Source organism: Streptomyces sp. NPDC045956 (genome assembly GCF_056430705.1).
In genome coordinates, this window is the sequence record NZ_JBWKKZ010000003.1 from 604826 (window position 1) to 630303 (window position 25478).

Annotated in this window: 20 protein-coding genes and 1 pseudogene; 16 read left to right on the forward strand and 5 right to left on the reverse strand. The window is 74.7% G+C overall.

Translation table 11 applies throughout. The features are described 5' to 3' along the window. Positions 1-2: 2 nt before the first annotated feature. Positions 3-2087, reverse strand: coding sequence for a transketolase (gene tkt, locus AC07FV_RS11640; protein ID WP_479086513.1), 2085 nt, complete (start codon positions 2085-2087; stop codon positions 3-5). Between the two features lie 157 nt (positions 2088-2244). Here tkt and AC07FV_RS11645 point away from each other — a divergent pair, with 157 nt between their 5' ends. Both AC07FV_RS11645 and AC07FV_RS11650 read left to right on the forward strand, forming a co-directional pair. Then, positions 2245-3180, forward strand: a complete 936-nt coding sequence (locus AC07FV_RS11645) for a helix-turn-helix transcriptional regulator (RefSeq protein ID WP_479086515.1) — start codon at positions 2245-2247, stop codon at positions 3178-3180. Between the two features lie 111 nt (positions 3181-3291). Further along, positions 3292-4629, forward strand: coding sequence for a 6-phospho-beta-glucosidase (locus tag AC07FV_RS11650; RefSeq protein ID WP_479086517.1), 1338 nt, complete (start codon positions 3292-3294; stop codon positions 4627-4629). Positions 4630-4692: 63 nt separating this feature from the next. On the opposite strand, the gene AC07FV_RS11655 is transcribed toward AC07FV_RS11650, so the two are convergent. Next, positions 4693-5943, reverse strand: coding sequence for an ATP-grasp domain-containing protein (locus tag AC07FV_RS11655; protein WP_479086519.1), 1251 nt, complete (start codon positions 5941-5943; stop codon positions 4693-4695). Between the two features lie 292 nt (positions 5944-6235). On the opposite strand from AC07FV_RS11655, the gene AC07FV_RS11660 reads away from it, so the two are divergent. Beyond that, complete coding sequence (locus AC07FV_RS11660; protein ID WP_479086521.1) at positions 6236-7105, forward strand: metallophosphoesterase family protein; 870 nt, start codon at positions 6236-6238, stop codon at positions 7103-7105. Next, entirely contained in the window at positions 7102-7782 is a 681-nt protein-coding gene (locus AC07FV_RS11665) for a 4'-phosphopantetheinyl transferase family protein (protein WP_479086523.1), read from the forward strand. Before AC07FV_RS11660 ends, AC07FV_RS11665 begins: the two co-directional genes overlap by 4 nt. A 49-nt stretch (positions 7783-7831) precedes the next feature. Here the strand turns inward: AC07FV_RS11665 and AC07FV_RS11670 are convergent, their stop codons facing one another. Beyond that, positions 7832-8068, reverse strand: a complete 237-nt coding sequence (locus tag AC07FV_RS11670) for a hypothetical protein (RefSeq protein ID WP_479086525.1) — start codon at positions 8066-8068, stop codon at positions 7832-7834. Positions 8069-8161: 93 nt separating this feature from the next. Further along, positions 8162-8818, reverse strand: a complete 657-nt coding sequence (locus AC07FV_RS11675) for a helix-turn-helix domain-containing protein (RefSeq protein WP_479086527.1) — start codon at positions 8816-8818, stop codon at positions 8162-8164. Between the two features lie 231 nt (positions 8819-9049). Between AC07FV_RS11675 and AC07FV_RS11680 the strand changes: the two genes are divergently transcribed. From AC07FV_RS11680 to AC07FV_RS11730, 11 genes and pseudogenes are all read left to right on the forward strand, one after another. Beyond that, entirely contained in the window at positions 9050-9709 is a 660-nt protein-coding gene (locus AC07FV_RS11680) for an MmyB family transcriptional regulator (protein WP_479086529.1), read from the forward strand. 70 nt (positions 9710-9779) lie between these two features. Next, positions 9780-10932: pseudogene (locus AC07FV_RS11685) on the forward strand (NAD(P)/FAD-dependent oxidoreductase). Beyond that, entirely contained in the window at positions 10929-11228 is a 300-nt protein-coding gene (locus AC07FV_RS11690) for a (2Fe-2S)-binding protein (RefSeq protein ID WP_479086531.1), read from the forward strand. Before AC07FV_RS11685 ends, AC07FV_RS11690 begins: the two are co-directional and overlap by 4 nt. Next, positions 11218-12741: an FAD/NAD(P)-dependent oxidoreductase gene (locus AC07FV_RS11695; protein WP_479086533.1), complete on the forward strand. Its 1524-nt coding sequence runs from the start codon at positions 11218-11220 to the stop codon at positions 12739-12741. The genes AC07FV_RS11690 and AC07FV_RS11695 overlap by 11 nt, the downstream gene beginning before the upstream one ends. 18 nt (positions 12742-12759) lie before the next feature. Next, positions 12760-13650: a dihydrodipicolinate synthase family protein gene (locus tag AC07FV_RS11700; protein WP_479086535.1), complete on the forward strand. Its 891-nt coding sequence runs from the start codon at positions 12760-12762 to the stop codon at positions 13648-13650. Positions 13651-13660: 10 nt separating this feature from the next. Next, entirely contained in the window at positions 13661-14662 is a 1002-nt protein-coding gene (locus AC07FV_RS11705) for a proline racemase family protein (protein WP_479086537.1), read from the forward strand. Further along, positions 14659-15354, forward strand: coding sequence for a GntR family transcriptional regulator (locus AC07FV_RS11710; RefSeq protein ID WP_479086538.1), 696 nt, complete (start codon positions 14659-14661; stop codon positions 15352-15354). The genes AC07FV_RS11705 and AC07FV_RS11710 overlap by 4 nt, the downstream gene beginning before the upstream one ends. A gap of 186 nt (positions 15355-15540) precedes the next feature. Continuing rightward, positions 15541-18150: a class III lanthionine synthetase LanKC gene (gene lanKC, locus AC07FV_RS11715; RefSeq protein ID WP_479086540.1), complete on the forward strand. Its 2610-nt coding sequence runs from the start codon at positions 15541-15543 to the stop codon at positions 18148-18150. A gap of 37 nt (positions 18151-18187) precedes the next feature. Beyond that, the gene (ramS, locus tag AC07FV_RS11720; RefSeq protein ID WP_003972313.1) at positions 18188-18316 is read left to right on the forward strand and encodes a mycelium formation morphogenetic lantipeptide SapB; all 129 of its coding nucleotides are present in this window, start codon (positions 18188-18190) and stop codon (positions 18314-18316) included. 160 nt (positions 18317-18476) lie between these two features. Next, complete coding sequence (locus AC07FV_RS11725) at positions 18477-20249, forward strand: ABC transporter ATP-binding protein (protein ID WP_479086542.1); 1773 nt, start codon at positions 18477-18479, stop codon at positions 20247-20249. After that, complete coding sequence (locus AC07FV_RS11730) at positions 20246-22171, forward strand: ABC transporter ATP-binding protein (protein ID WP_479086543.1); 1926 nt, start codon at positions 20246-20248, stop codon at positions 22169-22171. The genes AC07FV_RS11725 and AC07FV_RS11730 overlap by 4 nt, the downstream gene beginning before the upstream one ends. A 40-nt stretch (positions 22172-22211) precedes the next feature. On the opposite strand, the gene AC07FV_RS11735 is transcribed toward AC07FV_RS11730, so the two are convergent. Next, positions 22212-22808, reverse strand: coding sequence for a LuxR C-terminal-related transcriptional regulator (locus AC07FV_RS11735; protein WP_479086544.1), 597 nt, complete (start codon positions 22806-22808; stop codon positions 22212-22214). A gap of 606 nt (positions 22809-23414) precedes the next feature. Here AC07FV_RS11735 and AC07FV_RS11740 point away from each other — a divergent pair. Next, positions 23415-25469 (forward strand): phosphocholine-specific phospholipase C, encoded by a 2055-nt coding sequence (locus AC07FV_RS11740; protein WP_479086546.1) that lies wholly within the window; start codon positions 23415-23417, stop codon positions 25467-25469. The last annotated feature ends 9 nt before the right edge of the window (positions 25470-25478 follow it).

Sequence of the window (25478 nt, forward strand, 5' to 3'; positions counted from 1 at the left end):
GGTCAGCCGCGCACGGCGGCCAGGGACTCCCGGGCGGCGGCGGCGACGTGCCCGGCGGTGAAGCCGAACTCGGTGAACAGGGTCTCGGCGTCGGCGGAGGCGCCGAAGTGCTCCAGGGAGACGATGCGCCCCGCGTCCCCGACGAACCGGTGCCAGGTCAGGCCGATACCGGCCTCCACGGCCACCCGGGCCCGCACGGACGGCGGCAGCACGCTCTCGCGGTACGCGCGCGGCTGCTCCTCGAACCACTCCACGGACGGCATCGACACCACCCGGGTGGCGGTCCCCTCGGCCTCCAGCGCCTCCCGCGCGGCCACGGCCAGCCGCACCTCGGAGCCGGTGGCGATCAGGACGACGTCCGGGGTGCCGGTGGAGGCGTCCGCCAGGACGTACCCGCCCCTGGCCGCGTCGGGGTTCGGCTCGTAGGTCGGCACGCCCTGGCGGGTGAGGACGAGGCCGTGCGGGGCCGGTCGGGTCGAGTGGCGCCGGAGGATCTCGGCCCAGGCGGTGGCGGTCTCGTTGGCGTCGGCCGGGCGGACCACGTTGAGGCCCGGGACGGCGCGCAGCGCGGCGAGGTGTTCGACGGGCTGGTGGGTCGGGCCGTCCTCGCCGAGGCCGATGGAGTCGTGCGTCCACACGTAGGTCACCGGCAGCTGCATCAGCGCGGACATCCGCACGGCGTTGCGCATGTAGTCGGAGAAGACCAGGAAGGTGCCGCCGTAGATGCGGGTGTTGCCGTGCAGCGCGATGCCGTTCATCTCGGCCGCCATGGAGAACTCGCGGATGCCGAAGTGGACGGTGCGGCCGTAGGGGTCGGCCGTGGGCAGCGGGTTGCCCTCGGGGAGGAAGGAGCCGGCGCCGTCGATCGTGGTGTTGTTCGAACCGGCCAGGTCGGCCGAGCCGCCCCACAGCTCGGGCAGTACCGGACCGAGTGCCTGGAGGACCTTGCCGGAGGCGGCGCGGGTGGCGAGCGCCTTGCCCGTCTCGAACACCGGCAGCGCGTCGGCCCAGCCCTCGGGCAGCCGGCCGGCCACCACCCGGTCGAAGAGTTCGGCGCGCCGCGGCTGGGCGCCCCGCCACTTGTCGATCCGCTTGTCCCAGGCGGCGTGCGCCTCGGCACCCCGGTCCAGGGCCCGGCGGGTGTGGGCGAGGACCTCGGCCGGGACCTCGAAGCTGCGGTCCGGGTCGAAGCCGAGGACGCGCTTGGTGGCGGCGACCTCTGCCTCGCCGAGGGCGGAGCCGTGGGAGGCCTCGGTGTTCCGCGCGTTCGGGGCGGGCCAGGCGATGATCGTGCGCATGGCGATGATGGAGGGCCGGCCGGTCTCCGCCCTGGCCGCGGTCAGCGCCGCGTACAGGGCGTGCGGGTCGACGTCGCCGTTCCCGGCGGGCTCGATGCGCCGCACGTGCCAGCCGTAGGCCTCGTACCGCTTCAGCACGTCCTCGGAGAAGGCGGTCGCGGTGTCGCCCTCGATGGAGATGTGGTTGTCGTCGTAGAGGAGGACGAGGTTGCCGAGCCGCTGGTGGCCGGCGAGCGACGACGCCTCCGCGGAGACGCCCTCCTGGAGGTCGCCGTCGGAGACGATCGCCCAGACGGTGTGGTCGAAGGGGGACTCGCCCGCGGGGGCCTCCGGGTCGAACAGGCCCCGCTCGTACCGGGCGGCCATCGCCATGCCCACCGCGTTGGCGACGCCCTGGCCCAGCGGCCCGGTGGTGGTCTCCACGCCCGCGGTGTGCCCGTACTCGGGGTGGCCGGGCGTCTTGGAGCCGTGCGTACGGAAGGCCTTCAGGTCGCCCAGTTCCAGCTCGTAGCCGGCGAGGTGGAGCTGGGAGTACAGGGTCAGGGAGGTGTGCCCGGGGGAGAGGACGAAGCGGTCACGGCCGGTCCACTCGGGATCGGCCGGATCGTGTCGCATCACCTTCTGAAAGAGCGTGTACGCGGCCGGGGCCAGGGCCATCGCCGTACCCGGGTGCCCGTTGCCGACCTTCTGCACCGCGTCGGCCGCGAGGAGGCGGGCGGTGTCGACGGCACGCCGGTCGAGTTCGGTCCATTCGAAGCGGTCCGCGCTGTCCACTGTGTGCGTGCTCATCTTCAAGAAATCCTCGATCGGAGCGAAGTTGCCGGTCTGACGTGTTCAAACTTAAAAGTCTGACTTTTGTGAGTGAAGGTCGTCGTGTGCCAGCCTGTGGTGAAAGTGGGACACGCCCGCGGAGTCGGGCGCACGGGTGGGACGGCACGAGAAGGACATGGCGGACGAAAACATCCAATACGGCGACGACGGCGACGGCGGCAGCATCGGCGGAGGCGACGGGATCGATACCTTCCCCTTCCCGGTCGATCTCAGCCTCCTCGGCGTCGGTGTGCAGGTCGGTCCCATGGGCGCCGGCCGCACCTGGCACGCACACGCCCCGCTGCACCGCGTGCACCGCATCGACTTCCACGTCGTCATGCTCTTCACCGGCGGCCCGGTCCGACACATGATCGACTTCGCCGAGTACGAGGCGACGGCCGGCGATCTGCTGTGGATCCGGCCCGGACAGGTCCACCGCTTCTCGCCCGACAGCGAGTACCGCGGAACGGTGCTGACCATGCAGCCCGGCTTCCTGCCGCGCGCCACGGTGCAGGCCACCGGCCTCTACCGCTACGACCTGCCGCCCCTGCTCCACCCCGACGAGGCGCGGCTCGCCGGGCTGACGGCCGCGCTGGACCAGCTGCACCGGGAGTACGAGGACGCCACCACCCTGCCCCTCAGCCTGCACACCGCCGTACTGCGCCACACGCTCTCCGCGTTCCTGCTGCGCCTCGCCCATCTCGCGGTCAGCTCCGCGCAGGCGGCGCGCGAAGGCCTCGGGGACGTGCCGAACGACACCGCCTTCACCCTCTTCCGGGACGCGGTCGAGCGGGGCTTCGCCACCAACCACAGCGTCAGCGCCTACGCCGACGCGCTCGGTTACTCCCGCCGCACCCTCGTCCGCGCGGTACGCGCCGCCACCGGAGAGACGCCCAAGGGGTTCATCGACAAGCGGGTCGTCCTGGAGGCCAAGCGCCTCCTCGCCCACACCGACATGCCGATCGGCCGGATCGGCGCGGCGGTCGGCTTCCCGGACGCGGCGAACTTCTCCAAGTTCTTCCACCAGCACACGGACCAGACACCGGCGGGATTCCGGGCCGAGCTTCGCTGAAGCGCCGTCACCCGCCGGGGTACGGGCGCCGGCGGTCGGTGTGACGCGCCGCCCGGCGTGCCATGATCGGCGCCAGGCGGAAGTGCGGCCGGGTGAGGGAAGGGTGCGGGCGTGAGGCTGACGATTCTGGGCGGCGGCGGTTTCCGGGTGCCGCTCGTGTACGGCGCCCTCCTCGGGGACCGTGCCGAGGGACGGGTGACGCACGTCGTGCTGCACGACCTCGACGCGGCACGCCTGTCGGCGGTCAGCAGGGTGCTGGCCGAACAGGCGGCCGGGGTGGCCGACGCGCCCGAGGTGACCGCCACGACGGATCTGGACGAGGCGCTGCGCGGCGCCGACTTCGTGTTCTCGGCGATCCGCGTCGGCGGCCTCGAAGGCCGGGCCGAGGACGAGCGGGTGGCGCTCGCCGAGGGCGTGCTCGGGCAGGAGACGGTCGGCGCGGGCGGCATCGCCTACGGGCTGCGGACCGTTCCCGTCGCCGTCGACATCGCCCGCCGGGTGGCCCGGCTGGCGCCGGACGCCTGGGTCATCAACTTCACCAACCCGGCCGGTCTGGTCACCGAGGCCATGGCCCGTCACCTCGGCGACCGCGTCATCGGCATCTGCGACTCACCGGTCGGCCTCGGCCGGCGCGTCGCCCGCGCGCTGGGCGCCGACCCGCGGCGGGCCCACGTCGACTACGTCGGCCTCAACCACCTCGGCTGGGTGCGGGGTCTGCGCGTCGGCGGCCGCGACGAACTGCCGCGGCTGCTCGCCGACCCGGCGCTGCTCGGATCGTTCGAGGAGGGCCGGCTCTTCGGCGCCGAGTGGCTGCGCTCCCTCGGCGCGATCCCCAACGAGTACCTGCACTACTACTACTTCAACCGGGAGACCGTCCGCGCCTATCGGGAGGCCGACCGCACCCGGGGCGCCTTCCTGCGCGACCAGCAGGCCGCCTTCTACGACGCGATGCGCCGGGCCGACGCCCCGGCGCTCGCCACCTGGGACCGCACCCGCGCCGAACGCGAGGCCACCTACATGGCCGAGAACCGGGAGACTGCGGGCGCGGGCGAGCGCGAGGCGGACGACCTGTCCGGCGGCTACGAGAAGGTGGCGCTGGCGCTGATGCGGGCGGTGGCCCGCGACGAGCGCACCACGCTCATCCTCAACGTCCGCAACCGCGGCACCCTGTCGGTGCTCGACGCCGACGCCGTGATCGAGGTCCCGTGCCTGGTCGACGCGAACGGCGCGCACCCGGTGGCCGTCGACCCGCTGCCCGCTCACGCCACCGGGCTGGTCTGCTCGGTCAAGGCGGTCGAGCGCGAGGTCATGACGGCCGCGGAGACCGGCTCCCGCACGGCGGCGGTACGCGCCTTCGCCCTGCATCCCCTGGTCGACTCGGTCGACGTCGCCCGCCGCCTCGTCGACGGCTACACGGCGGTCCATCCCGGCCTGGCGTACCTCGGGTAGGAGCGGCCCCGCGCGACCCGTCCGTCCCACGGGGGCGGCCCGGTGCGCCCGCCGCGCGGCTCGCTACGCGGGGGCGCCCGCGGCCGGGTGGTCCGGTGCCGGGGCGCCCACCGGGCCGACGGCCGGCGCCCCGGCCGACGGGCGACCGGTGGAAGCCTGAACCGACGCACTCGCGCACGGCGACACGGACGGGGGCGCGGAGGGGGACGGCGACGCGGATGCGGACGCCGATACCGCCCCGGCGGTCGGGGCCGGTCCGCCGGGCGGTTCCGTGCGCTGGTGGGGGAGGGGAACGGGTCGCAGCGAGCGCGGTCCGGACACCACCGCGTAGTCCTGGCCCAGGAAGGGCGGGGTCAGTTCGCCCGGGTCGTCGCCGAGGGCCAGCCGGACCGCCGCCCAGGGCGCGTTGACGCCGCACAGCGCCAGCTGGTGCAGCCCGCCGGCCGGGCGGGTGTTGACGTCCATCAGGACGGGCCGGTCGCCGAACATCCGGAACTGCACGTTGGACAGGTGGTGCAGCCCGAACGTCTCGGCGATCAGCCGGGCCGGTGCCAGCCACTGCTCATGGAGCGTGAACCCCCGGCGGCGGCCGTGCTTCGTGCGGCCCACGGCCAGCCGTACCCGGTCGTCGGGCCCGGTGAGGCAGTCCACGGAGACCTCCGGCTGCTCCAGCCGCGGCATCACCAGCCAGTCCACCGGCTCCTCGGCCGCCCGCAGCGCCTCGACGACCAGCGGCAGCGGCACCTCCGGGCTCGGGAAGCCGTTCAGGTGGGTGAGGGAGAACGGGGCGCGGGTGACCATGCGGAAGCCCACGCCGCCCGCACCGGACGCCGGTTTGAAACACGCCCGATGACCGTGCGCCTCCAACTCCTCGACGGCAGCGACGAGTTCGTCGGCGGTGCGGACCCGCCACCAGGGCGGGACCGGCACGCCGACCGCCCGCACGGCCTCGTAGGCGACCACCTTGTCCTCGAAGACGGCCACCGCCTCCGGGGGCGGCGCCAGCAACGCCGTACCTGCCGCCTCGAACTCGGCGCGGTGGGCCACGACCGCCGCCTGGTGCAGTCGGGGCACGAACACGTGGATGCCCCGGCGCGCGCACTGGTCCAGGGCGTACTCGACGTACCCGGCCGGGGACAGGCCCTCGGGCTCCAGCTCGGCCGTGTCGGCGGCGGCCAGGACGGGGGAGTCCGGGTCGCCGTGCGTGGCGTGGATCTCGACGGCCCGGTCGGCGGGATTTCTCCGCAGCTGATCCATGAAGAAGACGTTCTCCGCGTACGTGCGGTTGAGCCAGACGCGTACGGGAGAAACCATGCAGGCCGCCTTTCGCGGGTCGCGGGCAGGGCGAAGCCGGCCGTGCCCGGCCAAGGGGGATGGAGGGACACCAAGCCGCCCTGCGCGGAGGGAGATTCGTGGCGGTGGTGTCGGGGCGATCATAGGGGGTCCCGTGCCCCACGGCGCAAAGCGCGTCACACGCACGCGTCCGTTCTCCTTGGAGTGGGCGGGAGCACCCGCTGGTCCGATGGGGCGAGCCGCCCTTGTGAGCGGGTCCGGGATGTGATCTCGTGCTCTCGTGACCTCGAACGCGCGTCCGGAAGGGGTGGGGATGGCGGCGACGGACGGTGGTCCGGGGCAGCTGTGGGCCATCAGCGACCTGCACATCGGCTACGAGGAGAACCGCGCACTGGTCGAGAAGATGCGCCCGGAATCCGACGACGACTGGCTCCTGGTGGCCGGCGACGTGGCGGAGACCGTGGCCGACGTCCGCTGGGCCCTCGGCACCCTCGCGGACCGCTTCCGCCGGGTGGTCTGGGTCCCCGGGAACCACGAACTGTGGACCCACCCCAAGGACTCGGTCACCCTCCGCGGCACCGCCCGCTACGAGCACCTCGTCGAGATGTGCCGCGAGCTGGGCGTGACGACGCCCGAGGACCCGTACCCGGTGTGGGACGGCGTCGGCGGGCCGGCGGTCGTGGTACCGCTGTTCCTGCTCTACGACTACTCGTTCCTGCCCACCGGGTGCGCCACCAAGGACGAGGGGCTGGCGTACGCCCACGGCACCGGCGTCGTGTGCAACGACGAGTACCTGCTCCACCCCGACCCGTACCCGAGCCGCGAGGCATGGTGCCGGGCGCGGGTCGCGGAGACCGAGCGCAGACTGGCCGCGCTCCCGGACGGGCTGCCGACGATCCTCGTCAACCACTACCCGCTGGACCGCCACCCCACCGACGTCCTGTGGTACCCGGAGTTCGCCATGTGGTGCGGCACCCGCCTGACCGCCGACTGGCACCGCAGGTTCCGGGTCGACACCATGGTCTACGGACATCTGCACATCCCGCGGACCACCTGGCACGAGGGCGTCCGCTTCGAGGAGGTGTCGGTGGGCTACCCCCGCGAGTGGCGCAAGCGGACCGGGCAGCCCGGACAGCTGCGCCGCATCCTGCCGTCGCCGCCGCGAGAGGAGACCGCCCGGTGATAGAGGAGCTGCTGCCCGCCACGGTGGTCACCGTGGAGGCCCACGGGCGGGACGACGCCGGGCACCTGCCCCTCTACCCGGAGGAGGCGGCGCTCGTGGCCCGGGCGGTCGACAAGCGCCGCCGGGAGTTCACCGCGGTGCGGTCCTGCGCACGCCGGGCCATGGAGAAGCTCGGCGTGCCCGCCCAGCCCGTGCTCCACGGCGAACGCGGCGCGCCGCGGTGGCCGTCCGGGCTGGTCGGCAGCATGACCCACTGCGACGGCTACTGCGCCGCCGCCCTGGTCCGCGCCACCGACCTCGCCTCCGTCGGTATCGACGCCGAGCCCGACGGGCCGCTGCCGGACGGCGTCCTGCCCGGTGTCTCCCTGCCCGTCGAGGCGGAGCGGCTGCGCCGACTGGCCCGGGAGCGGCCCGGCGTCCACTGGGACCGGCTCCTCTTCAGCGCCAAGGAGTCGGTCTACAAGGCGTGGTTCCCCCTGACCGGGCAGTGGCTGGACTTCATGGAGGCAGACATCGAGATCTCCGTCGACCCGGTGGACCCGCACCGCGGCACCCTGCGCGCCGCTCTCCTGGTGCCCGGCCCTCTCGTGGGCGGACGGCGTCTCGGCCACTTCGACGGCCGCTGGACCGCCCGGCACGGCCTGGTCGCCACGGCGGTCACGGTCCCCCACGCCTGAACCCCGCCACCTGCCACCCGTCACCCGGCCCCGGGCCGCGGCCCCCGGGTCACGGCCGCGGGCACCAGTCGCGCAGGAGCCGGAAGAACGCCTCCTCGTTCCCCGTCAGTCCGGCGGCCTCCAGCGCCCGTTCCGCCTCGGCCAGCACGGAGGGCGGGACGACGGGTGGGCGTCGGGCGTCCGCCGGGCCCGCCGCGGTGTCGAAGCCGGCCCGCACGGTGTGCAGGAGCCGCAGGTAGGCCTGAACGGCCGTGCGCTCGTGGTCGGTCAGTACGGCGGTGGTCATCGGTCGGCTCTCCCCACAACGACGTCAGCGGTCACGCGCCCCCGCACGGCGGTGGCACACGTCCAGCTTGCCGCCCACCACTGACAATCCCGTTCAGGACTCCGGTCGCTTGACGCTCTCCAGGAGCATGTCCAGCCACTCGGCGACCTTGTCGCGGTGCTGGTCGGTGGGGAGTTGCGCGGCCCGCCAGGCGATCCCGCGCACCCCGTGGTCCTGCAGCAGCCGCTCCAGGGGGTCGTCGTCGACCGCGGCCGCCTGCCGCTCCCGGTCGGCGAGCTGCTGCAACAGCTCCTGCTCGGTGCGCTGCAAGGCGCTCGCGAGCGCCTCGGGGTCCTCGGCGGTGAGGAACCCGGCGTGCACCCGGAAGAAGCGCTGGATGGCGTCGCAGTGCTCCATGGTGGGCCGCCGGTCGCCGTTGATGAGGGCGCCCGCCTGCTGCCGGGACATGCCGGCCCCGTCGGCGATCTCCTGCTGGGTGTACTTGCGGCCGTTCGGCTTCAGCCGGGTACGGCGCAGCAGGTCCAGGCGCTGCACGAACCGGGCCTGCACGTCGGGTTCGCCGGCCGGGCGCCCGCCGAGCAGCGCGCCCGCCACGGACTCGGGGACGCCGGAGGCGGCGGACAGCCGGCCGACGTCGAAGACCTCGGCGTGCGGCACGCCGAGCCGGTCCGCGAGGTCGGCGACGCGGGCGACGACGGCGGACAGCACCGCCGTCGGCATGGCGCCCGGACCCTCGAAGCCACCCGTCACCGACAGCTCTCCTACGTCTCTCACAGGCCTCACAGGCTTTGCACAAGCGGTTGCCGTGAACTCCCGGAGAGTAGCCTGCCGCTCGAACTCACATCCAGGTCTCGCCACAACTGTGGCCTATTTCAGCCGTCAACAGGCACGAAATGCCACGATAGTTGACACGGCTTGCACCGGGGCACCAGGATCGGGACGCCGCGAGAAGGCCGCATAGGCAAGAGGGGTGACCTCCCGATGGCATTTCAGGCAGGAGGGCAGCGGCCGGCGCCGCGGCCCGGTCCCGCGACCCCCGACGCCCAGGCGTACCTCCAGGACTACACCGCGCTCCTGGAGGCCGTCGCCTTCCCGTCCCTCGTCGTCGACCATCGCTGGGACGTGGTCCTGACCAACAGCGCCTTCCGGACACTCTTCCGGGGGGCCGGCCCGCACCCGACGGCCATGCCGGGTGACAACTTCCTCAGGTTCGTCCTCTTCCACCCGGACGCGTCCGGCGTCCTCGGGGAGCACGAGTCGAGCTGGTGCCTGCCCATGCTCGCGCACTTCGCCGCCACGCTGGAGCGGTACGGCCACGACCCCGGGTTGCAGGCCGTCCGCCGCGACATCGCCCAGGACCCGATCATGGAGGCCGCCTACCGCCAGGGCCTCCCCCACTGGATGCGCGCCGTCGGCGCCGAGGCCGTCGAACACGACGGCGCGGTAAGGCCGTTGCACCACCCCGACCCGCGCTGGGGCGCCACCGAGTGCCGGGTCGTGGTGGAGACCCCGAGGGTGCTGGAGGAGCTGGGCCACACCCGCCTGACGCTGGTCCTGCGCGAGCCGCGCCGCACGCCGCCCCGGCCCGCGCGACCCCGTCGCGGCACCGCCCGGCTGAGGGTGGTCCCCGCCTCCGAGTGACCCCGGGTGACCCCCGCGGGAGGGTCGCGGCCCTGTTCCCAGGCAGTGTGATGTGTGACATAGTACTGCCGTGATCGAGTCGCTGACCTGCGATGTCGTGGTGGTCGGGGCCGGAATGGTGGGCGCGGCCTGTGCGTGGTACGCCGCCCGATCGGGGCTCGACGTGATCGTCGTGGACCGCGGCCCGGTTGCCGGCGGCACCACCGGAGCGGGGGAGGGCAACCTCCTCGTCTCCGACAAGGCACCGGGTCCCGAGCTGGACCTCGCCCTGCTGTCCGCCCGCCTGTGGACCGAACTGTCCGGGGAGCTGGGCCGCCCCGCCGTCGAGTACGAGGCCAAGGGCGGTGTGGTCGTCGCCGAGACCCCGGGAGCACTCGCCGGCCTGGAGACCTTCGCCGCCGGGCAGCGGGCGGCCGGGGTGGTGGCGGAGGCCGTCGCGGCGGACCGGATCCACGACCTGGAACCCCGTCTGGCCCCCGGTCTCGCGGGCGCCGTGCACTACCCCGGGGACGCCCAGGTGATGCCCGCCCTGGCCGCCGCCCACCTGCTGCGGGCCTCGGGGGCCCGGCTGCGCACCGGCCGCACGGTGACCGGCATCCGGCGCGGGCGACGGCGCCGTGCGCGGAGTACGTACCGACCGCGGCGACCTGCACGCACCGGCGGTCGTCAACGCGGCCGGACCCTGGGCCGGTGAGGTGGCCGCTCTCGCCGGTGTCCGGCTGCCGGTCCTGCCCCGGCGCGGCCACGTCCTCGTCACCGAACCGCTGCCGCCCCGCGTGCGGCACAAGGTGTACGCCGCCGACTACGTCCACGACGTCGCCAGCGACACGGCCGGCCTGCGGACCTCCCCGGTCGTGGAGGGAACGGCGGCGGGGCCGGTCCTCATCGGCGCCAGCCGCGAACGGGTCGGCTTCGACCGGTCGGTGTCCGTGCCGGCGCTCCGGGCGCTGGCCGCCGGGGCGACGCGGCTGTTCCCCTTCCTCGCGGAGGTGCGGGCCGTGCGGACCTACGCCGGCTTCCGGCCGTACCTGCCCGACCACCTCCCGGCGATCGGCCCCGACCCGAGGGCACCCGGCCTCCTCCACGCCTGCGGACACGAGGGAGCCGGCATCGGGCTGTCCACCGGCACCGGGCACCTGATCGCCCGACTGCTGACCGGTGAGCGGGCCGCCCTCGACCTCGACGCCTTCCGCCCCGACCGCTTCTCCGAGGAGGCCCCGTGAATCCCCTCCGGCTGGTCCGGGCGCGGCCCGCGCCCGCCCTCACCGTCACCGTCGACGGCCGGCCGGTCCGGGTGCTGCCCGGCCGGACCGTCGCCGCCGCGCTCTGGGCGGCCGGCATCACCTCCTGGCGCACCACCCGCGGCTCGGGCGTCCCGCGCGGGGTGTTCTGCGGGATCGGTGTGTGCTTCGACTGCCTGGTCACCGTCAACGACCGCCCCAACCAGCGCGCCTGCCTGGTCCCCGTACGCCCCGGCGACAGCATCCGCACCCAGGCCGGGACCGGCCATGAGGACTGAGCTGGCGGTGGTCGGAGCGGGCCCGGCCGGGCTCGCGGCGGCCCTCGCGGCGGCGGCGGGAGGGCTGCGGGTGACGGTCCTCGACGCCGGGGACCAGCCCGGCGGCCAGTACTTCCGGCAGCCCGCCGCCGAGCTGGGCGCCCGGCGCCCGCAGGCCCTGCACCACCAGTGGCGCACCTGGGCGAGGCTGCGGGACGGGCTCGCCGACCGCGGCGTCCGCGTCCTGACGGAACACCACGTGTGGTTCGTCGAGGAGCGGTCCGGCGCCTTCACGGTGCGTGCCCTGCTCGGCCCCGGGCAGGACGAGCCGTCCGACGTGCACGCGGACGCGGTGCTGCTCGCCACCGGCGGCTACGAGCACGTCCTGCCCTTCCCCGGCTGGACCCTGCCCGGCGTCGTCACCGCCGGGGGCGCCCAGGCCATGCTCAAGGGCGGACTGGTCGTGCCCGGGAGGACCGCCGTCGTGGCCGGCACCGGACCCCTGCTGCTCCCGGTGGCGGCCGGGCTCGCGGCGGCCGGCGTGCGGGTGGCGGCCCTCGTCGAGGCGGCCGACCCGAAGCGGATCGCCGGCCACGCCCGCGCTCTGGCCGGCAAGCTCCCCGAGGGCGCCGGCCACGCCGCCCGGCTGCTGCGTCACCGCGTCCGCCCGCTCACCCGGCACGCCGTCGTCCGCGCCCACGGCGAGGACCGCCTGACCGGCGTGACCGTCGCCGCCCTCGACGCCGGCGGACGGGTCCGGCGCGGCACCGGACGCCACCTCGCCTGCGACACCCTGGCCGTCGGCCACGGCATGCTCCCGCACACCGATCTCGCCGACGGTCTCGGCTGCCGCCTGGACGGTCCGGCGGTGGCCGTCGACGCCGAGCAGCGCACGAGCGTCCCCGGCGTCTGGGCGGCCGGCGAGGCCACCGGCATCGGCGGGGCCGCCCTGGCCCTCGCCGAGGGGCACCTCGCCGGCCGCTCGATCGCCGCCCGGCTGCGGGGCCTCGCACCCGAACCGGCCGGATGGGCGCGGGCCGCGAGAGCGCGCGAGCCCCTGCGGACGGCCGCCGACGCCCTCGCCGCCGCCTTCCCCCCGCCCGCCGGGTGGACCGGACAGGTCACCGACGACACCGTGGTCTGCCGCTGCGAGGAGGTGACCGCCGACGCCGTGAGGGAGGCCGTGGAGTCGCTCGGTGCGGGGGACGTCCGCACCGTCAAGCTGCTGACCCGCGCCGGGATGGGCTGGTGCCAGGGCCGGATGTGCGCCCCCGCGGTCGCCGGTCTCACCGGCTGCGAACCCGGCCCGGCCAGGCGGCCGTTCGCCCGCCCGGTGCCCCTCGGCGTGCTCGCCCGGACGCGGTCCGAGGAACCCGGCGAGCCGCGGGAACCGGAAGAGCCGCAGGGACCCGAAGAGTCGCGCGAACCGGAAGAGCCGCAGGAACCCGAAGAGCCGCGGAAACCGGAAGAGCCGCAGGAACCCGAAGAGCCGCGCGAACCGGAAGAGCCGCAGGAACCCGAAGAGCCGCAGTGAAACCGAGAGGGGACCCTCATGACCGACCACCTTCCCTGGCGCGGCGTCCTCGTCGCCACCGCGCTGCCGCTGCGCGAGGACCTCTCCGTCGACCACGACGCCTACGCAGAGCACTGCGCCTGGCTGGTGGCGAACGGCTGTGACGGCGTCGTCCCCAACGGCTCCCTCGGCGAGTACCAGGTGCTCACCCCCGAGGAGCGCGCCCGGGTCGTCGAGACCGCCGTCGCCGCGGTCGGCGGGGCACGGGTCGTGCCCGGCGTCGCGGCCTACGGCTCCGCCGAGGCCCGCCGCTGGGCCGAGCGGGCACGCGAGGCGGGCTGCGCCGCGGTGATGCTGCTGCCGCCCAACGCCTACCGTGCCGACGAGCGTTCCGTCCTCGCCCACTACGCGGAGGTGGCGCGGGCGGGCCTGCCGGTCGTCGCCTACAACAACCCCGTCGACACCAAGGTGGACCTGGTGCCGGAACTGCTCGCCCGGCTGCACGGCGAGGGCCACATCCGGGCCGTCAAGGAGTTCTCCGGAGACGTCCGCCGTGCCTACCGCATCGCGGAACTGGTTCCGGAACTCGACCTGCTGGCAGGCGCCGACGACGTCCTGCTGGAGCTGGCGGTCGCGGGCGCCAAGGGCTGGATCGCCGGGTACCCCAACGCGCTGCCCGCCGCCTGCGTCGAGCTGTACCGCGCCGCCGTCGCCGGTGACCTGGCCACGGCCGAGCGGCTGTACCGGCTGCTGCACCCGCTGCTGCGCTGGGACTCGAAGGTCGAGTTCGTCCAGGCCATCAAGTGCTCCATGGACCTCGCCGGGCGGCACGGCGGCCCCTGCCGCCCACCGCGCGTCCCGCTGCTGCCCGACCAGGAGGCCGCCGTCCGCGCCGCCACCGAGAAGGCCCTCGCGGCCGGACTCGCCTAGGGAGCCCCGTATGCGCAGCACACTCGTCCTGCACGCCGTCGACTCGCACACCGAGGGCATGCCCACCCGGGTGGTCACCGGCGGCCTCGGCACCCTCCCCGGCGCAACCATGAACGAGCGGCGGCTGTACTTCCGCGAACACCGCGACGACGTCAAGCGGCTGCTGATGAACGAGCCGCGCGGCCACGCCGCCATGAGCGGCGCCGTCCTCCAGCCGCCCACCCGGACCGACTGCGACTGGGGCGTCGTCTACATCGAGGTCTCCGGCTACCTGCCCATGTGCGGCCACGGCACCATCGGCGTGGCGACCGTCCTCGTCGAGACCGGCATGGTCGAGGTCGTCGAACCCGTCACCACCATCCGCCTCGACACCCCCGCCGGCGTCGTCGTCGCCGAGGTGGCCGTGGAGGGCGGCGCGGCCCGGGCGGTGACCCTGCGCAACGTCCCGTCCTTCGCCGTCGGCCTGGACCGCGAGGTCACCCTGCCCGACGGCCGGACCGTGCGGTACGACCTCGCCTACGGCGGCAACTTCTACGCGATCCTGCCCCTGGAGCGGCTCGGGCTGCCCTTCGAGCGGTCCCGCAAGGACGACATCCTGGCCGCCGGGCTCGCCCTGATGGCGGCCGTCGACGAGGCGGAGGCACCGGTCCACCCCGAGGACCCGACCATCCGCGGCTGCCACCACGTGCAGGTGACCGCGTCCGACGCCACCGCCCGCCACTCCCGGCACGCCATGGTGATCCACCCCGGCTGGTTCGACCGCTCGCCCTGCGGCACCGGCACCAGCGCCCGCATGGCCCAGCTGCACGCCCGCGGACACCTCCCGCTGCACACCGAGTTCGTGAACGAGTCCTTCATCGGCACCCGGTTCACCGGACGGCTGCTCGGCACCACCGAGGTCGGGGGCCGGCCCGCCGTGCTGCCCAGCTTCACCGGCCGGGCCTGGATCACCGGCACCGCCCAGTACCTCCTGGACCCCGACGACCCCTTCCCCGCCGGGTTCGTGCTGTGAACGCCGACGGTCCCGCCCTGCCCGTCCTCGGAGGCAGGAGGACCAGTCACCGCGAGCGGGTCGCCGAGGCACTGCGCGCCGCCCTCGTCGCGGGCGAACTGCGCCCCGGCGAGGTCCACTCGGCGCCCCGGCTCGCCGCCCGCTTCGGCGTCTCCGCCACCCCCGTGCGCGAGGCGATGCTCGACCTCGCCAAGGAGGGCCTGGTCGACACCGTGCCCAACAAGGGATTCCGGGTCACCGCCGTCTCCGACCGGCAGCTCGACGAGTACACGCACCTGCGGTCACTCATCGAGATCCCCACCACGGCCGCACTCGCGGGCACCGCCGACCCCGCGGCCCTGGCGGCCCTGCGCCCGGTCGCCGAGGAGACCGTCGCCTCCGCCGTGGCCGGCGACCTCATCGCGTACGTCGACGCCGACCTGCGCTTCCACCTGGGGCTGCTGGGCCTGGCGGGCAACGCCCATCTGGTGGACGTCGTCCGGGACCTGCGCCGGCGCTCCCGGCTGTACGGGCTGACGGCCCTGGCCGAGCAGGGGCGGCTCCGGGCCTCGGCCGAGGAGCACCTGGAGATCCTCGACGCGCTGCTCGCCCGCGACGAGGAGGCCGTGCGCGCGGCGACGACACGGCACCTGGGACACGTGCGGGGCCTGTGGGCGGCCCGCCCCGACGAGCCGGCGGCACCCCCGGCCTGAGCGGGCGGCGCCGCACGTACCGGCCGGGACCACCGTTCTGACGGATCGTCACCTCTTCTCCGGGCAGCGCGCCCGCGAAGTTACCCGTGCGTTCCGCACGTCGGAGAGGTGACAGCGGCAACTGTGCGGGGCGGTCGGCGGCATGACACCGTCATCTCCGTCAGCGACCGGTGGAAGGGAGTAGGCGTGAACAAGGGCTACGCCGTGTACTGCGACGCGGACCCGCACTTCTACGACGCTCCCCACCGCACGTCCCCGCGGACCGGCGCCGGGCGCTCCCGGTACGCCGCGGCCTCCCGGCCCGTGCCGGAGGGATGGCAGCGCAACGAGAGCGGCGACTGGCTCGCCCTGCGCCCGGTCGAGGCCACCCTGCCCGACCAGGGCTGGAAGATCCACGTCGCGGCCTGTCTCGACAACGCCGAGAGCGTGCTGGACCGCGTGTGGCTGCACTGCGTCGAGCGCGGCACGGCCTTCAAGTTCGTGCCCAGCCGCTACCTGCTCCACCAGCGCAACGCCAAGTACGCCGACCGGGCCGGCAGCGGCAAGTTCATCACCGTGTACCCCGCGGACGAGGCGGACTTCGAGCGACTCGTGGACGAGCTGTCCGGCCTGCTGGCCGGCGAACCCGGCCCGCACATCCTGAGCGACCTGCGGATCGGCGAGGGCCCGGTGCACGTCCGGTACGGCGGCTTCACCCGCCGCAACTGCTACGACGCCAACGGCGAGCTGCGGCCGGCCGTCACCGGCCCCGACGGTGTGCTCGTGCCCGATCTGCGCGGACCGGCCTTCCGGATACCCGACTGGGTGCGCCCGCCCGCCTTCCTGCGCCCGCACCTGGACGCCCGAGCCGCGGTGACCGTCACCGGCCTGCCCTACGCCATCGAATCGGCGCTGCACTTCTCCAACGGCGGCGGCGTCTACCTCGCCCGGGACACCCGCACCGGCGAGCAGGTCGTCCTCAAGGAGGCCCGCCCGCACGCCGGTCTCGCGGCCGACGGCGCCGACGCGGTGGCCCGCCTGCACCGCGAACGCCGGGCGCTGGAACTGCTGTCGGGGCTCGACTGCACGCCCGAGGTGCTGGACCACCTCACGGTCGGGGAGCACCACTTCCTCGTACTGGAGCACATCGACGGCAAGCCGCTCAACACCTTCTTCGCCCGTCGGCACCCGCTCATCGAGGCCGACCCGGACGAGCGGAGACTCGCCGAGTACACCGCCTGGGCCCTCGACGTCCACGCACGGGTGGAGCGTGCCGTCGCCGACGTCCACGCCCGGGGCGTGGTCTTCAACGACCTGCACCTGTTCAACATCATGATCCGCGAGGACGACAGCGTCTCGCTGCTGGACTTCGAGGCCGCGCACCACGTCGACGAACCCGGACGGCAGACCGTCGCCAACCCCGGCTTCGTGGCGCCGGCCGACCGGCGGGGCGTCGCGGTCGACCGGTACGCGCTGGCGTGTCTGCGGCTCGCGCTGTTCCTCCCGCTCACCAGCCTGCTGGCGCTCGACCGCCGCAAGGCCGCCCACCTCGCGGACGTGATCGCGGAGCGGTTCCCCGTGGACCGGTCCTTCCTGGACGCGGCGGTAGACGAGATCACGGCCGGTGCCGACGGCGCCCGCCCCCAGCGGCGGCCGTCCGGTCCGGTGGCGCCGGTCCGGCCGAACGACTGGCCCCGCAGCCGGGACTCGATGGCCGAGGCCGTCCGCGGCTCCGCGACGCCGTCCCGCACGGACCGGCTCTTCCCCGGCGACATCGCGCAGTTCGCCACGGCGGGCGGCGGGCTGGCCTTCGGCCACGGGGCGGCCGGAGTGCTGTACGCCCTGGCCGAGAGCGGGGCGGGACGGGACGAGGACGGCGAGCAGTGGCTGCTGGAGCGGACCAAGCAACCGCCCTCGGGCATGCCGCACGGCTTCCACGACGGCCTCGCGGGCCTGGCCTGGACCCTGGAGCGTCTCGGCCACCGCGACCGCGCCCTCGACCTGGTCGAACTCCTTGTCGACCAGCCCTTCGGCCACCTGGGTCCCGACCTGCACAGCGGCACCGCCGGACTGGGCCTGGCCCTCGACTCGCTGGCCGCCACCACCGGGGAGAGCGCACTGCACGCGGCGGCCCTGCGCTGCGCCGAGCTGACGGCCGACGGCGCCCGTGCCGGGAGCGAGGGCTCCGGCCGGCCCCGCGCGGGACTGCTGTACGGCGCCGCGGGACGCGCGCTGCTCTTCGTACGGCTCTTCGAACGCACCGGCGATGCGTCCCACCTCGACCTGGCCCGTGACGCCCTGCGCGAGGACCTCGCCCGTTGCGTCCGCGGCGCGGGCGGCGCGTTGCAGGTGGACGAGGGCTGGCGCACCATGCCCTACCTGGGCGCGGGCAGCGTGGGCATCGGCATGGTGCTGGACGACTACCTGGCCCACCGGGACGACGAGGAGTTCGCCCGGGCGCGGGGCGAGATCGTGGCGGCGGCGCAGGCCATGTTCTACGCCCAGCCCGGGCTCTACCGGGGCGTCGCCGGCATGGTGCTGTACCTCGGCCGGACCACCGCCGAGGTGCCCGGCACCGGCCCGGCGGCCGTCGGGCGCCAGCTCGAGGCCCTGGCCTGGCACGCCATGTCCTACCGCGACCGGCTCGCCTTCCCCGGCGAGCAGATGATGCGCCTGTCCATGGACCTCTCCACGGGTACGGCCGGATGCCTGCTGGCCGTCGCCTCCGTACTCGGCGACGAGCCCGCCGCCCTGCCGTTCCTGCCGCCGCTGCCGAAGGGCAGCGGCCCCCAGACTCGGCCCCATCCGGGGTCGTGACCGAAGCACACCCGTTGCCGTACGAAGGGAAGATGTCATGAACCTGTTTGACCTGCAGTCGATGGAGACCCCCAAGGAAGAGGCCATGGGGGACGTCGAGACCGGAAGCCGCGCCAGCCTGCTGCTCTGCGGCGACAGCAGCCTGAGCATCACCACCTGTAACTGACGCGGGAACGACCGCCGCGGTGACGTGGTGAGCCACGCCGCCCGGTAACGGCGCCCCGGGGACTCCCGGGGCGCCGACGCATGCGCTCGGACGGCCCGGCCGGAATGCCGGAATGCCGGAGTGACGGAACGGACGGAACGGACGGAAGGGGCTGGGGCCGGTGGCGGAGACGAGGCCCCGTGAACGGCGGCCGTCCTCGGCGAAGGACGCGGCCGGCCGCGCGGAAGGGGGGCGCGGGCTCGAAGCGCTGGTGCTGTCGTGCTCGGTCGCGGCGGCCGTCGCGGCGGTGGCCCAGCCCGTCGTCCTCGGCCGGACACTGGACCTGCTGCTGCGCGACGGCGACGCCGGACACTGGCTGGCCCTGAGTGCCGCGCTGCTCCTGGGCGAGCTGCTGTTCGACAGTCTGACCTCGCTGTTCACCGGCCGCTGCAACGCCGCTCGGACGGCGTCGGTCCGCCGCGGCGCCCTCGCCGGACTGCTGCGCGCCGCCCCCGAGCGCGCACGCCCCTGGACGCCCGGGGACGTCGGCACCCGCCTGACCCTGAACGCCGCCGACGCGGGAGGCGCCCCCGCGGCCCGCGCGTCCCTGGCGGCCTCGCTCGTCACCCCGCTCGGCGCGCTCGTGGCCCTGGCCTTCGTCGACCTGTGGGTGACGGCCTGCGTGCTGGCCGGACTGCCCGCCCTGGCGCTGGTGCTGCGGGCCTTCGCCCGGGACACCGGCGCGTCGGTCGCCGCCTACCAGCGCACCCAGGCCCGGATCGCGTCGCGGCTCCTGGAGACCCTGGACGGCACGGCGACCATCGTCGCCGCGGGGACCACCGCCCGGGAACGCGCGCGGGTACTGGCGCCGCTCGCCGAACTCGCCGATCAGGGACGGCACATGTGGGCCCTGCACGGCCGGGCCCTCGCCAGGAGCGGCGTCCTGGTCCCGTTGCTGACCCTGGCCGCGACGGCCGTCGGCGGGCTGCGCCTGGCGTCCGGCGACCTGAGCGTGGGGGACATGCTCGCCGCCTGCCGGTACGCGCAGTTGGCCGCCGGCGTCGGGGGGACCGCCTCCCTGCTGGGCGCGGTCGTGCGCGGCCGCGAGGCCCGGCGCCGGACCCTGGAGCTGGAGGAGACGGCCCCGCTGGCCCACGGGCCGCTGCGCCTGCCCCCGGACGGCCCGGGCGCACTCGAACTGCGGGGCGTGCGCGTGGTGCGCGACGGCAGGGAGGTCCTGCGCGCCGACGGAGTGCGGGTGCCGGGCGGCGCCACGGTCGCCGTGGTCGGCCGCAGCGGATCGGGGAAGTCCGTGCTGGCCGCCGTGGCGGGGCGGCTCGTCGACCCCGACGCGGGGCAGGTGCTGCTGGACGGTGTCCGTCTCGACCGGCTGACCCGTCGGGAGCTGCGTACCGAGGTCGCCTTCGCCTTCGAACGCCCGGCGCTGGGGGAGGGCACGGTCGCCGAGGTGATCGCCGCCGGGGCGTGGCGGCCGTCGGCCGAGGAGGTGCGGCAGGCCGCCCGGGCCGCGGGCGCCGACGGCTTCGTCCGCCGGCTCCCGCACGGGTACGACACCCCCTTGGAGGCGGCGCCGCTCTCGGGCGGGGAGCGCCAACGTATCGGGCTGGCGCGGGCGTTCGCGCACGCCGGACGTCTGCTGGTCATGGACGACGCCACGTCCAGCCTGGACACCGCCACGGAGCACGAGGTCGACCGCGCCCTGCGCCGCTCGGTGCGGCCCGGCACCCGGCTGGTCGTCGCGCACCGCCAGTCGGTCGCGGCCCGCGCGGATCTGGTGCTCTGGCTGGAGGACGGGTGCGTGCGGGCCACCGGCACACACCGGGAGCTGTGGGAGCTGCCCGGGTACCGCGCGGTCTTCCGCACCGGCGGCGCCGATCCCGCACCCCCGCGCGAGACCCCCGCCGCCCCGCGGCCCGAGGAGGTACGGCCATGACACCGGCCCGGTACCGGCGGACCGAGACCCCGGAGCGTACGGAGGGTCCGGAGCGTCCGGAGGCCGACGGTCGCGGTGGGCCCCGGGACGACGGGGCCGGGACGCTGCGCCGGGTCGCGCCGCCGGCCCGCCGCTTCCTCGGCCGCCGCAAGGGGGTCCTGGTACGGCTCACCCTGTGGTCGCTGGCCGAGTCGGGGCAGGCGTTCCTGGTCGGCTACGGGGTGGCCCACGCCGTCGACGGGTTCCTCGCCGGGGACACCCGCCGCGGGCTGCTCTGGCTCGGGGTGGCCCTGCTCGCCGTACTGTCCGGGGCTCCGGTCGTGCGGGGGGTGTTCGCGCAGCTCGCCGGGTTGACGGAGCCGTTGCGCGACGGCCTGGTGCGCCACGCGGTGGACCGCTCCCTGGCCCGGGCGGCGGCGGGCGGGGCCGCCGGGACGGACCGCGCGGCCGTCTCCCGGCTGACGAACCAGGTCGAGATCGCCCGGGACAGCTTCGCCGGACTCGTCCTGACCCTGCGCTCCTTCGTCTTCACCGCGGCCGGAGCGCTGCTCGGCCTGCTGTCCCTGGACCCGGCCCTGCTCGTGGTCGTGCTGCCGCCGCTGGCGGGCGGTCTGGCGCTGTTCCTGTTCACGCTGCGGCCCATGGCGGCGGCGCAGCGGCGTGCTCTGGCGGCCGACGAGGCGCTCGGCGACCACGCGGCGCGGTCCCGGTCGGCGCTGCGGGACCTCACGGCCACCGGGACCGCACCGGAAGCGGAACGACGCGGCGGGGAACTGGTCGACGACGCCGCCGCGGCGGCCCGGCTCCTGGCGGGCTGGGCGGCCGTGCGCACGACGGCGCTCGGTGTCGCCGGTCACCTGCCCGTACTGGCGCTGCTGGCGGCGGTGCCGTGGCTGCGCGGGCGCGGGGTGTCGGCGGGTGCGCTACTGGGTGCGTTCACCTATCTCGCGCAGTCCCTGCTGCCCGCCCTGCACACGCTGATGACCGCCCTGGGGACGGCGGGGGCCCGGCTGCTCGTCGTCCTGGACCGGATCCTCGGCCCGAGTCCGGTGCCGGTGCCGGTGCCGGCGGCCAGGCACGGCTCTCGGCCGACACCCGGCGGACCGGCCGCGACCGGCACGGCCCGCGCCGACCTCACGGCTCCCGCGGACCTCACGGCCCCCGCGGACCTCACGGCTCCCGCGACCGGCGAAGCCCCCGCGGTGGAACTGCGCTCCGTCACCTTGGCCTACGGCGTCCGGGCGGAGCCGGTTCTCGACTCCCTCGACCTGAGGGTCGCCCCCGGTGAACACCTCGCCGTCGTGGGCCCGAGCGGGATCGGCAAGTCCACGCTCACCCGCCTGATCGCGGGCACGCTCGCGCCCACCGCCGGCGAGGTACGGGTGGCCGGACGCGCCGTCACCGGCCGGCCCACCGGTGAACTGGCCGCCGAGCGGGTGCTCGTCCCGCAGGAGGCCTACGTCTTCTCCGGCACCGTCGCGGAGAACATCGCGTACCTGCGCCCGGACGCGTGCCGCGCCGAACTCGACGCCGCAGCCCGGGCGCTCGGCCTGCGACCGCTGATCGAGCGCCTCGGCGGGCTCGACGCGGCGGTGCGCCCCGCCGACCTGACCGACGGGGAGCGGCAGCTCGTGGCGCTGGCCCGCGCGTACCTGTCGCCCGCGCCCCTGCTCCTGCTCGACGAGGCCACCTGCCACCTCGACCCGGCGTCCGAGGCGCGGGCGGAGGAGGCCCTGGCACGGCGGCCGGGAACCGTGCTGGTGGTGGCGCACCGCCTGTCGTCGGCGGTCCGGGCCGACCGGGTGCTCGTCCTGGACGGTGTGGACGCCGTCTGCGGCACGCACGACGAGCTGCTGGACCGTTCACCCCTCTACCGCGACCTCACGGGGCACTGGCACGCGGGACCGCCCGGACGGCCGTGACCGCCGCGCGGGGGGCGGCCGCGGCACCGCGCCGGCTCCGTCAGGCCCACCCGGCGCTCTGGACGATCCGGATCGCGTCCACCCGGTTGCGGGCCCCCACCTTCCGGATCGCGGTGGCCATGTAGTTGCGGACCGTTCCCCTGGACAGGTGCAGCCGCGCCGCTATCTCGGCGATCGGCGCCCCCTGCGAGGCCAGGGAGAGCACACTCAGCTCGCGGGTCGTCAGGGGCATCTCCGCGCCCTGCAGCAGCGCCACGGTGAGCGTCTCGTCCAGGAACCGCTCCCCCTTGGCGACCGTGTGCACCGCCGTGAGCAGCCGGTGCACCGGGGCGTTCTTGTCGACCAGTCCCAGCGCGCCCCCGTCGAACGCCCGGCGGAGCACCCCCGGCCGCCGGGCGGTCGCCAGCACGACGAACCGGTCCCCGAAGGCGTCCCGCAGAAGCGGACCGCGCACGTCCCCCGGCGCGTGCAGGTACTCGCCGTCCACGACGCACACGTCCGCCGGCAACTCCTCACCGTCCGGCTCCCGTGAGCCGGGACACAAGGACGTGACCTCCAGCGTGTCGTCGGATCTGAGCAGTTGCACCAGTGCCGACCGCAGCAGCTCCTCGTCGTGCACCACAACCGTACGAACCATCTCCCCCACCCTTGTCAGCGGCCACCTCGTCCGGACGGCCGGCCAGGCACCCCCGCGCCACGGGCCGTCTGCCCTGATCCGACCCGGCGGAACACAGAGCGCACGCGTGTGCGAGCCCCACCGCAGTCAATTGGCCGTCACAGAGCCCCTCCAGAACAGGTGCGGGGGCGTCCGCACGCGACGAACAAGGCGGATAACCCACCGGTCCGCGGTCGGCCCGGGGGCGCCGGGGCCCGCCGCGCGGCCGACGCCGCCGGGTCCGCCCGGTCCGGTGCCCTGGTGACGGCGGCACGGCCCCCGCGCGACGCCCGGAGCCGACCCGCCGGAACGAAAACTCGAACAAACCGGAAGAGGCCGGAAACAGTCGCCGCCCAATTCGGCGTGAAATACGCCTGTAACAAAAGCGGTTGTTCGCGTCCCGTCTCGAACAGGGCCTCCGGGTGCCCGGGGCCGCCACACCTCACGTACCGGCGACCTTCACACCGGCGCCACCGCACCCTTCCCTGACGTTTGCTGCTCCTGGAACACTCCTTTCGCGCGCATGACGTCATCACCCGGCACCGTCCCGCCGGTTGTTTCCCCCCGAGGCGAGAGGCCCTACACCCCATGCCCGAAGTCAACCGGCGCCGATTCCTCCAGGTCGCGGGCGCCACCACGGCGTTCAGCGCACTGTCGGCCAGCATCGAGCGGGCCGCCGCGCTCCCGGCCGACCACCGCTCGGGGACGATCGAGGACGTCGAGCACATCGTCGTCCTGATGCAGGAGAACCGTTCCTTCGACCACTACTTCGGCCGGCTCAAGGGCGTCCGCGGCTTCGGCGACCCGCACCCGGTCCGGCTCGACAGCGGCAGGTCGGTCTGGCACCAGCCCAAGGGGGACGGCACCGAGGTGCTGCCCTTCCACCCGGAGGCGGACGACCTCGGCATGCAGTTCCTGGAAGGGCTGCCGCACGGCTGGTCCGACGGCCAGGACGCCTACCACAACGGCAAGTACGACCGGTGGCTGCCCGCCAAGGGCACCACGACCATGGCGTACCTGACCCGGGAGGACATCCCCTTCCACTACGCCCTCGCCGACACCTTCACCGTCTGCGACGCCTACCACTGCTCCTTCATCGGCTCCACCGACCCCAACCGCTACTACCTGTGGTCGGGGCACACGGGCAACGACGGCACGGGCGGCGGCCCGGTCCTCGGCAACGACGAACTCGGCTACGACTGGACGACGTACCCCGAGCGCCTGGAGGAGGCCGGGATCTCCTGGAAGATCTACCAGGACATCGGCGACGGCCTGGACGCGGCCGGCTCCTGGGGCTGGATCGACGACGCCTACCGCGGGAACTACGGCGACAACTCCCTGCTGTACTTCAACAAGTACCGCAACGCGAAGCCCGGCGACCCCTGGTACGACAAGGCCCGCACCGGCACCGACGCGAAGAGCGGCGAGGGCTACTTCGACCGGCTCCGCGCCGACGTCAAGGCCGGCCGGCTGCCGAAGGTCTCCTGGATCGCCGCCCCGGAGGCGTTCTCCGAGCACTCCAACTGGCCCTCGAACTACGGCGCCTGGTACATCTCCCAGGTCCTGGACGCGCTCACCTCCAACCCGGCGGTGTGGGCCAGGACCGCGCTCTTCATCACGTACGACGAGAACGACGGCTTCTTCGACCACCTGGTGCCGCCGCTGCCGCCGAAGTCCGCCGCGCAGGGCCTGTCCACCGTCGACGTCTCCCTGGACGTCTTCAAGGGCAGCGCGAAGCACCGTGAGGGCTTCTACGGGCTCGGCCCGCGCGTGCCCATGCTGGTCGTCTCCCCGTGGTCGAAGGGCGGCTTCGTCTGTTCCGAGACCTTCGACCACACCTCGGTCGTCCGGTTCATGGAGCGCCGCTTCGGCGTCCGGGAGCCGAACATCTCGCCGTGGCGCCGCGCCGTCTGCGGCGACCTGACCTCCGCCTTCGACTTCTCGCGGCACGACAGCCGCCCGGCCGGCCTGCCGGACACCGACGCCTACGAGCCGCCGGACCGCGGACGCCACCCCGACTACCGTCCCACCCCGCCCGCGGACCCGGACATGCCCCGGCAGGAACGCGGCCTGCGCCCCGCCCGCCCGCTGCGCTACGCCCCGCACGTGGACGGCACCGTGGACGCGGCGGCCGGGAAGTTCACGCTGGCGTTCGCCTCCGGTGCCGGAGCCGGGGCCGCCTTCCTCGTCACCTCCGGCAACCGCACCGACGGCCCCTGGACCTACACCACGGAGGCCGGCAAGAGCATCGCGGACACCTGGAACTCCGCGTACTCCGCCGGCTCCTACGACCTGACGGTGCACGGCCCCAACGGCTTCCTGCGCGTCTTCCGGGGCCGCAACAAGGTCTCCGGGCCCGAGGTCACCGCCCGGCACACCGGTGACGACGTCCGGCTGACCGTGACCAACACCGGTAGCGGCACGGTCCGGCTGCGGGTCGCGAACGCCTACGGCGGCCGGCCCGCGACCGTCACCGTGCGGGCCGGGGCGACCGTGCACCACACCGTCGACCTCGCGCGCAGCCGCCGCTGGTACGACGTGACGGTCACCTCCGAGGCCGACCCCGCCTTCCTGCGGCGCTTCGCCGGCCATGTCGAGAACGGACGGCCGGGGGTGAGCGACCCGGCGATCGTCACCGACTGACGGGTGGCG

Coding starts and splice junctions, on each gene's coding strand:
- tkt (WP_479086513.1), bottom strand. CDS start 2,087: ATGAGCACGCACACAGTGGACAGCGCGGACCGCTTCGAATGGACCGAA.
- AC07FV_RS11645 (WP_479086515.1), top strand. CDS start 2,245: ATGGCGGACGAAAACATCCAATACGGCGACGACGGCGACGGCGGCAGC.
- AC07FV_RS11655 (WP_479086519.1), bottom strand. CDS start 5,943: ATGGTTTCTCCCGTACGCGTCTGGCTCAACCGCACGTACGCGGAGAAC.
- AC07FV_RS11660 (WP_479086521.1), top strand. CDS start 6,236: ATGGCGGCGACGGACGGTGGTCCGGGGCAGCTGTGGGCCATCAGCGAC.
- AC07FV_RS11670 (WP_479086525.1), bottom strand. CDS start 8,068: ATGACCACCGCCGTACTGACCGACCACGAGCGCACGGCCGTTCAGGCC.
- AC07FV_RS11680 (WP_479086529.1), top strand. CDS start 9,050: ATGGCATTTCAGGCAGGAGGGCAGCGGCCGGCGCCGCGGCCCGGTCCC.
- AC07FV_RS11695 (WP_479086533.1), top strand. CDS start 11,218: ATGAGGACTGAGCTGGCGGTGGTCGGAGCGGGCCCGGCCGGGCTCGCG.
- AC07FV_RS11700 (WP_479086535.1), top strand. CDS start 12,760: ATGACCGACCACCTTCCCTGGCGCGGCGTCCTCGTCGCCACCGCGCTG.
- AC07FV_RS11705 (WP_479086537.1), top strand. CDS start 13,661: ATGCGCAGCACACTCGTCCTGCACGCCGTCGACTCGCACACCGAGGGC.
- ramS (WP_003972313.1), top strand. CDS start 18,188: ATGAACCTGTTTGACCTGCAGTCGATGGAGACCCCCAAGGAAGAGGCC.
- AC07FV_RS11730 (WP_479086543.1), top strand. CDS start 20,246: ATGACACCGGCCCGGTACCGGCGGACCGAGACCCCGGAGCGTACGGAG.
- AC07FV_RS11735 (WP_479086544.1), bottom strand. CDS start 22,808: ATGGTTCGTACGGTTGTGGTGCACGACGAGGAGCTGCTGCGGTCGGCA.
- AC07FV_RS11740 (WP_479086546.1), top strand. CDS start 23,415: ATGCCCGAAGTCAACCGGCGCCGATTCCTCCAGGTCGCGGGCGCCACC.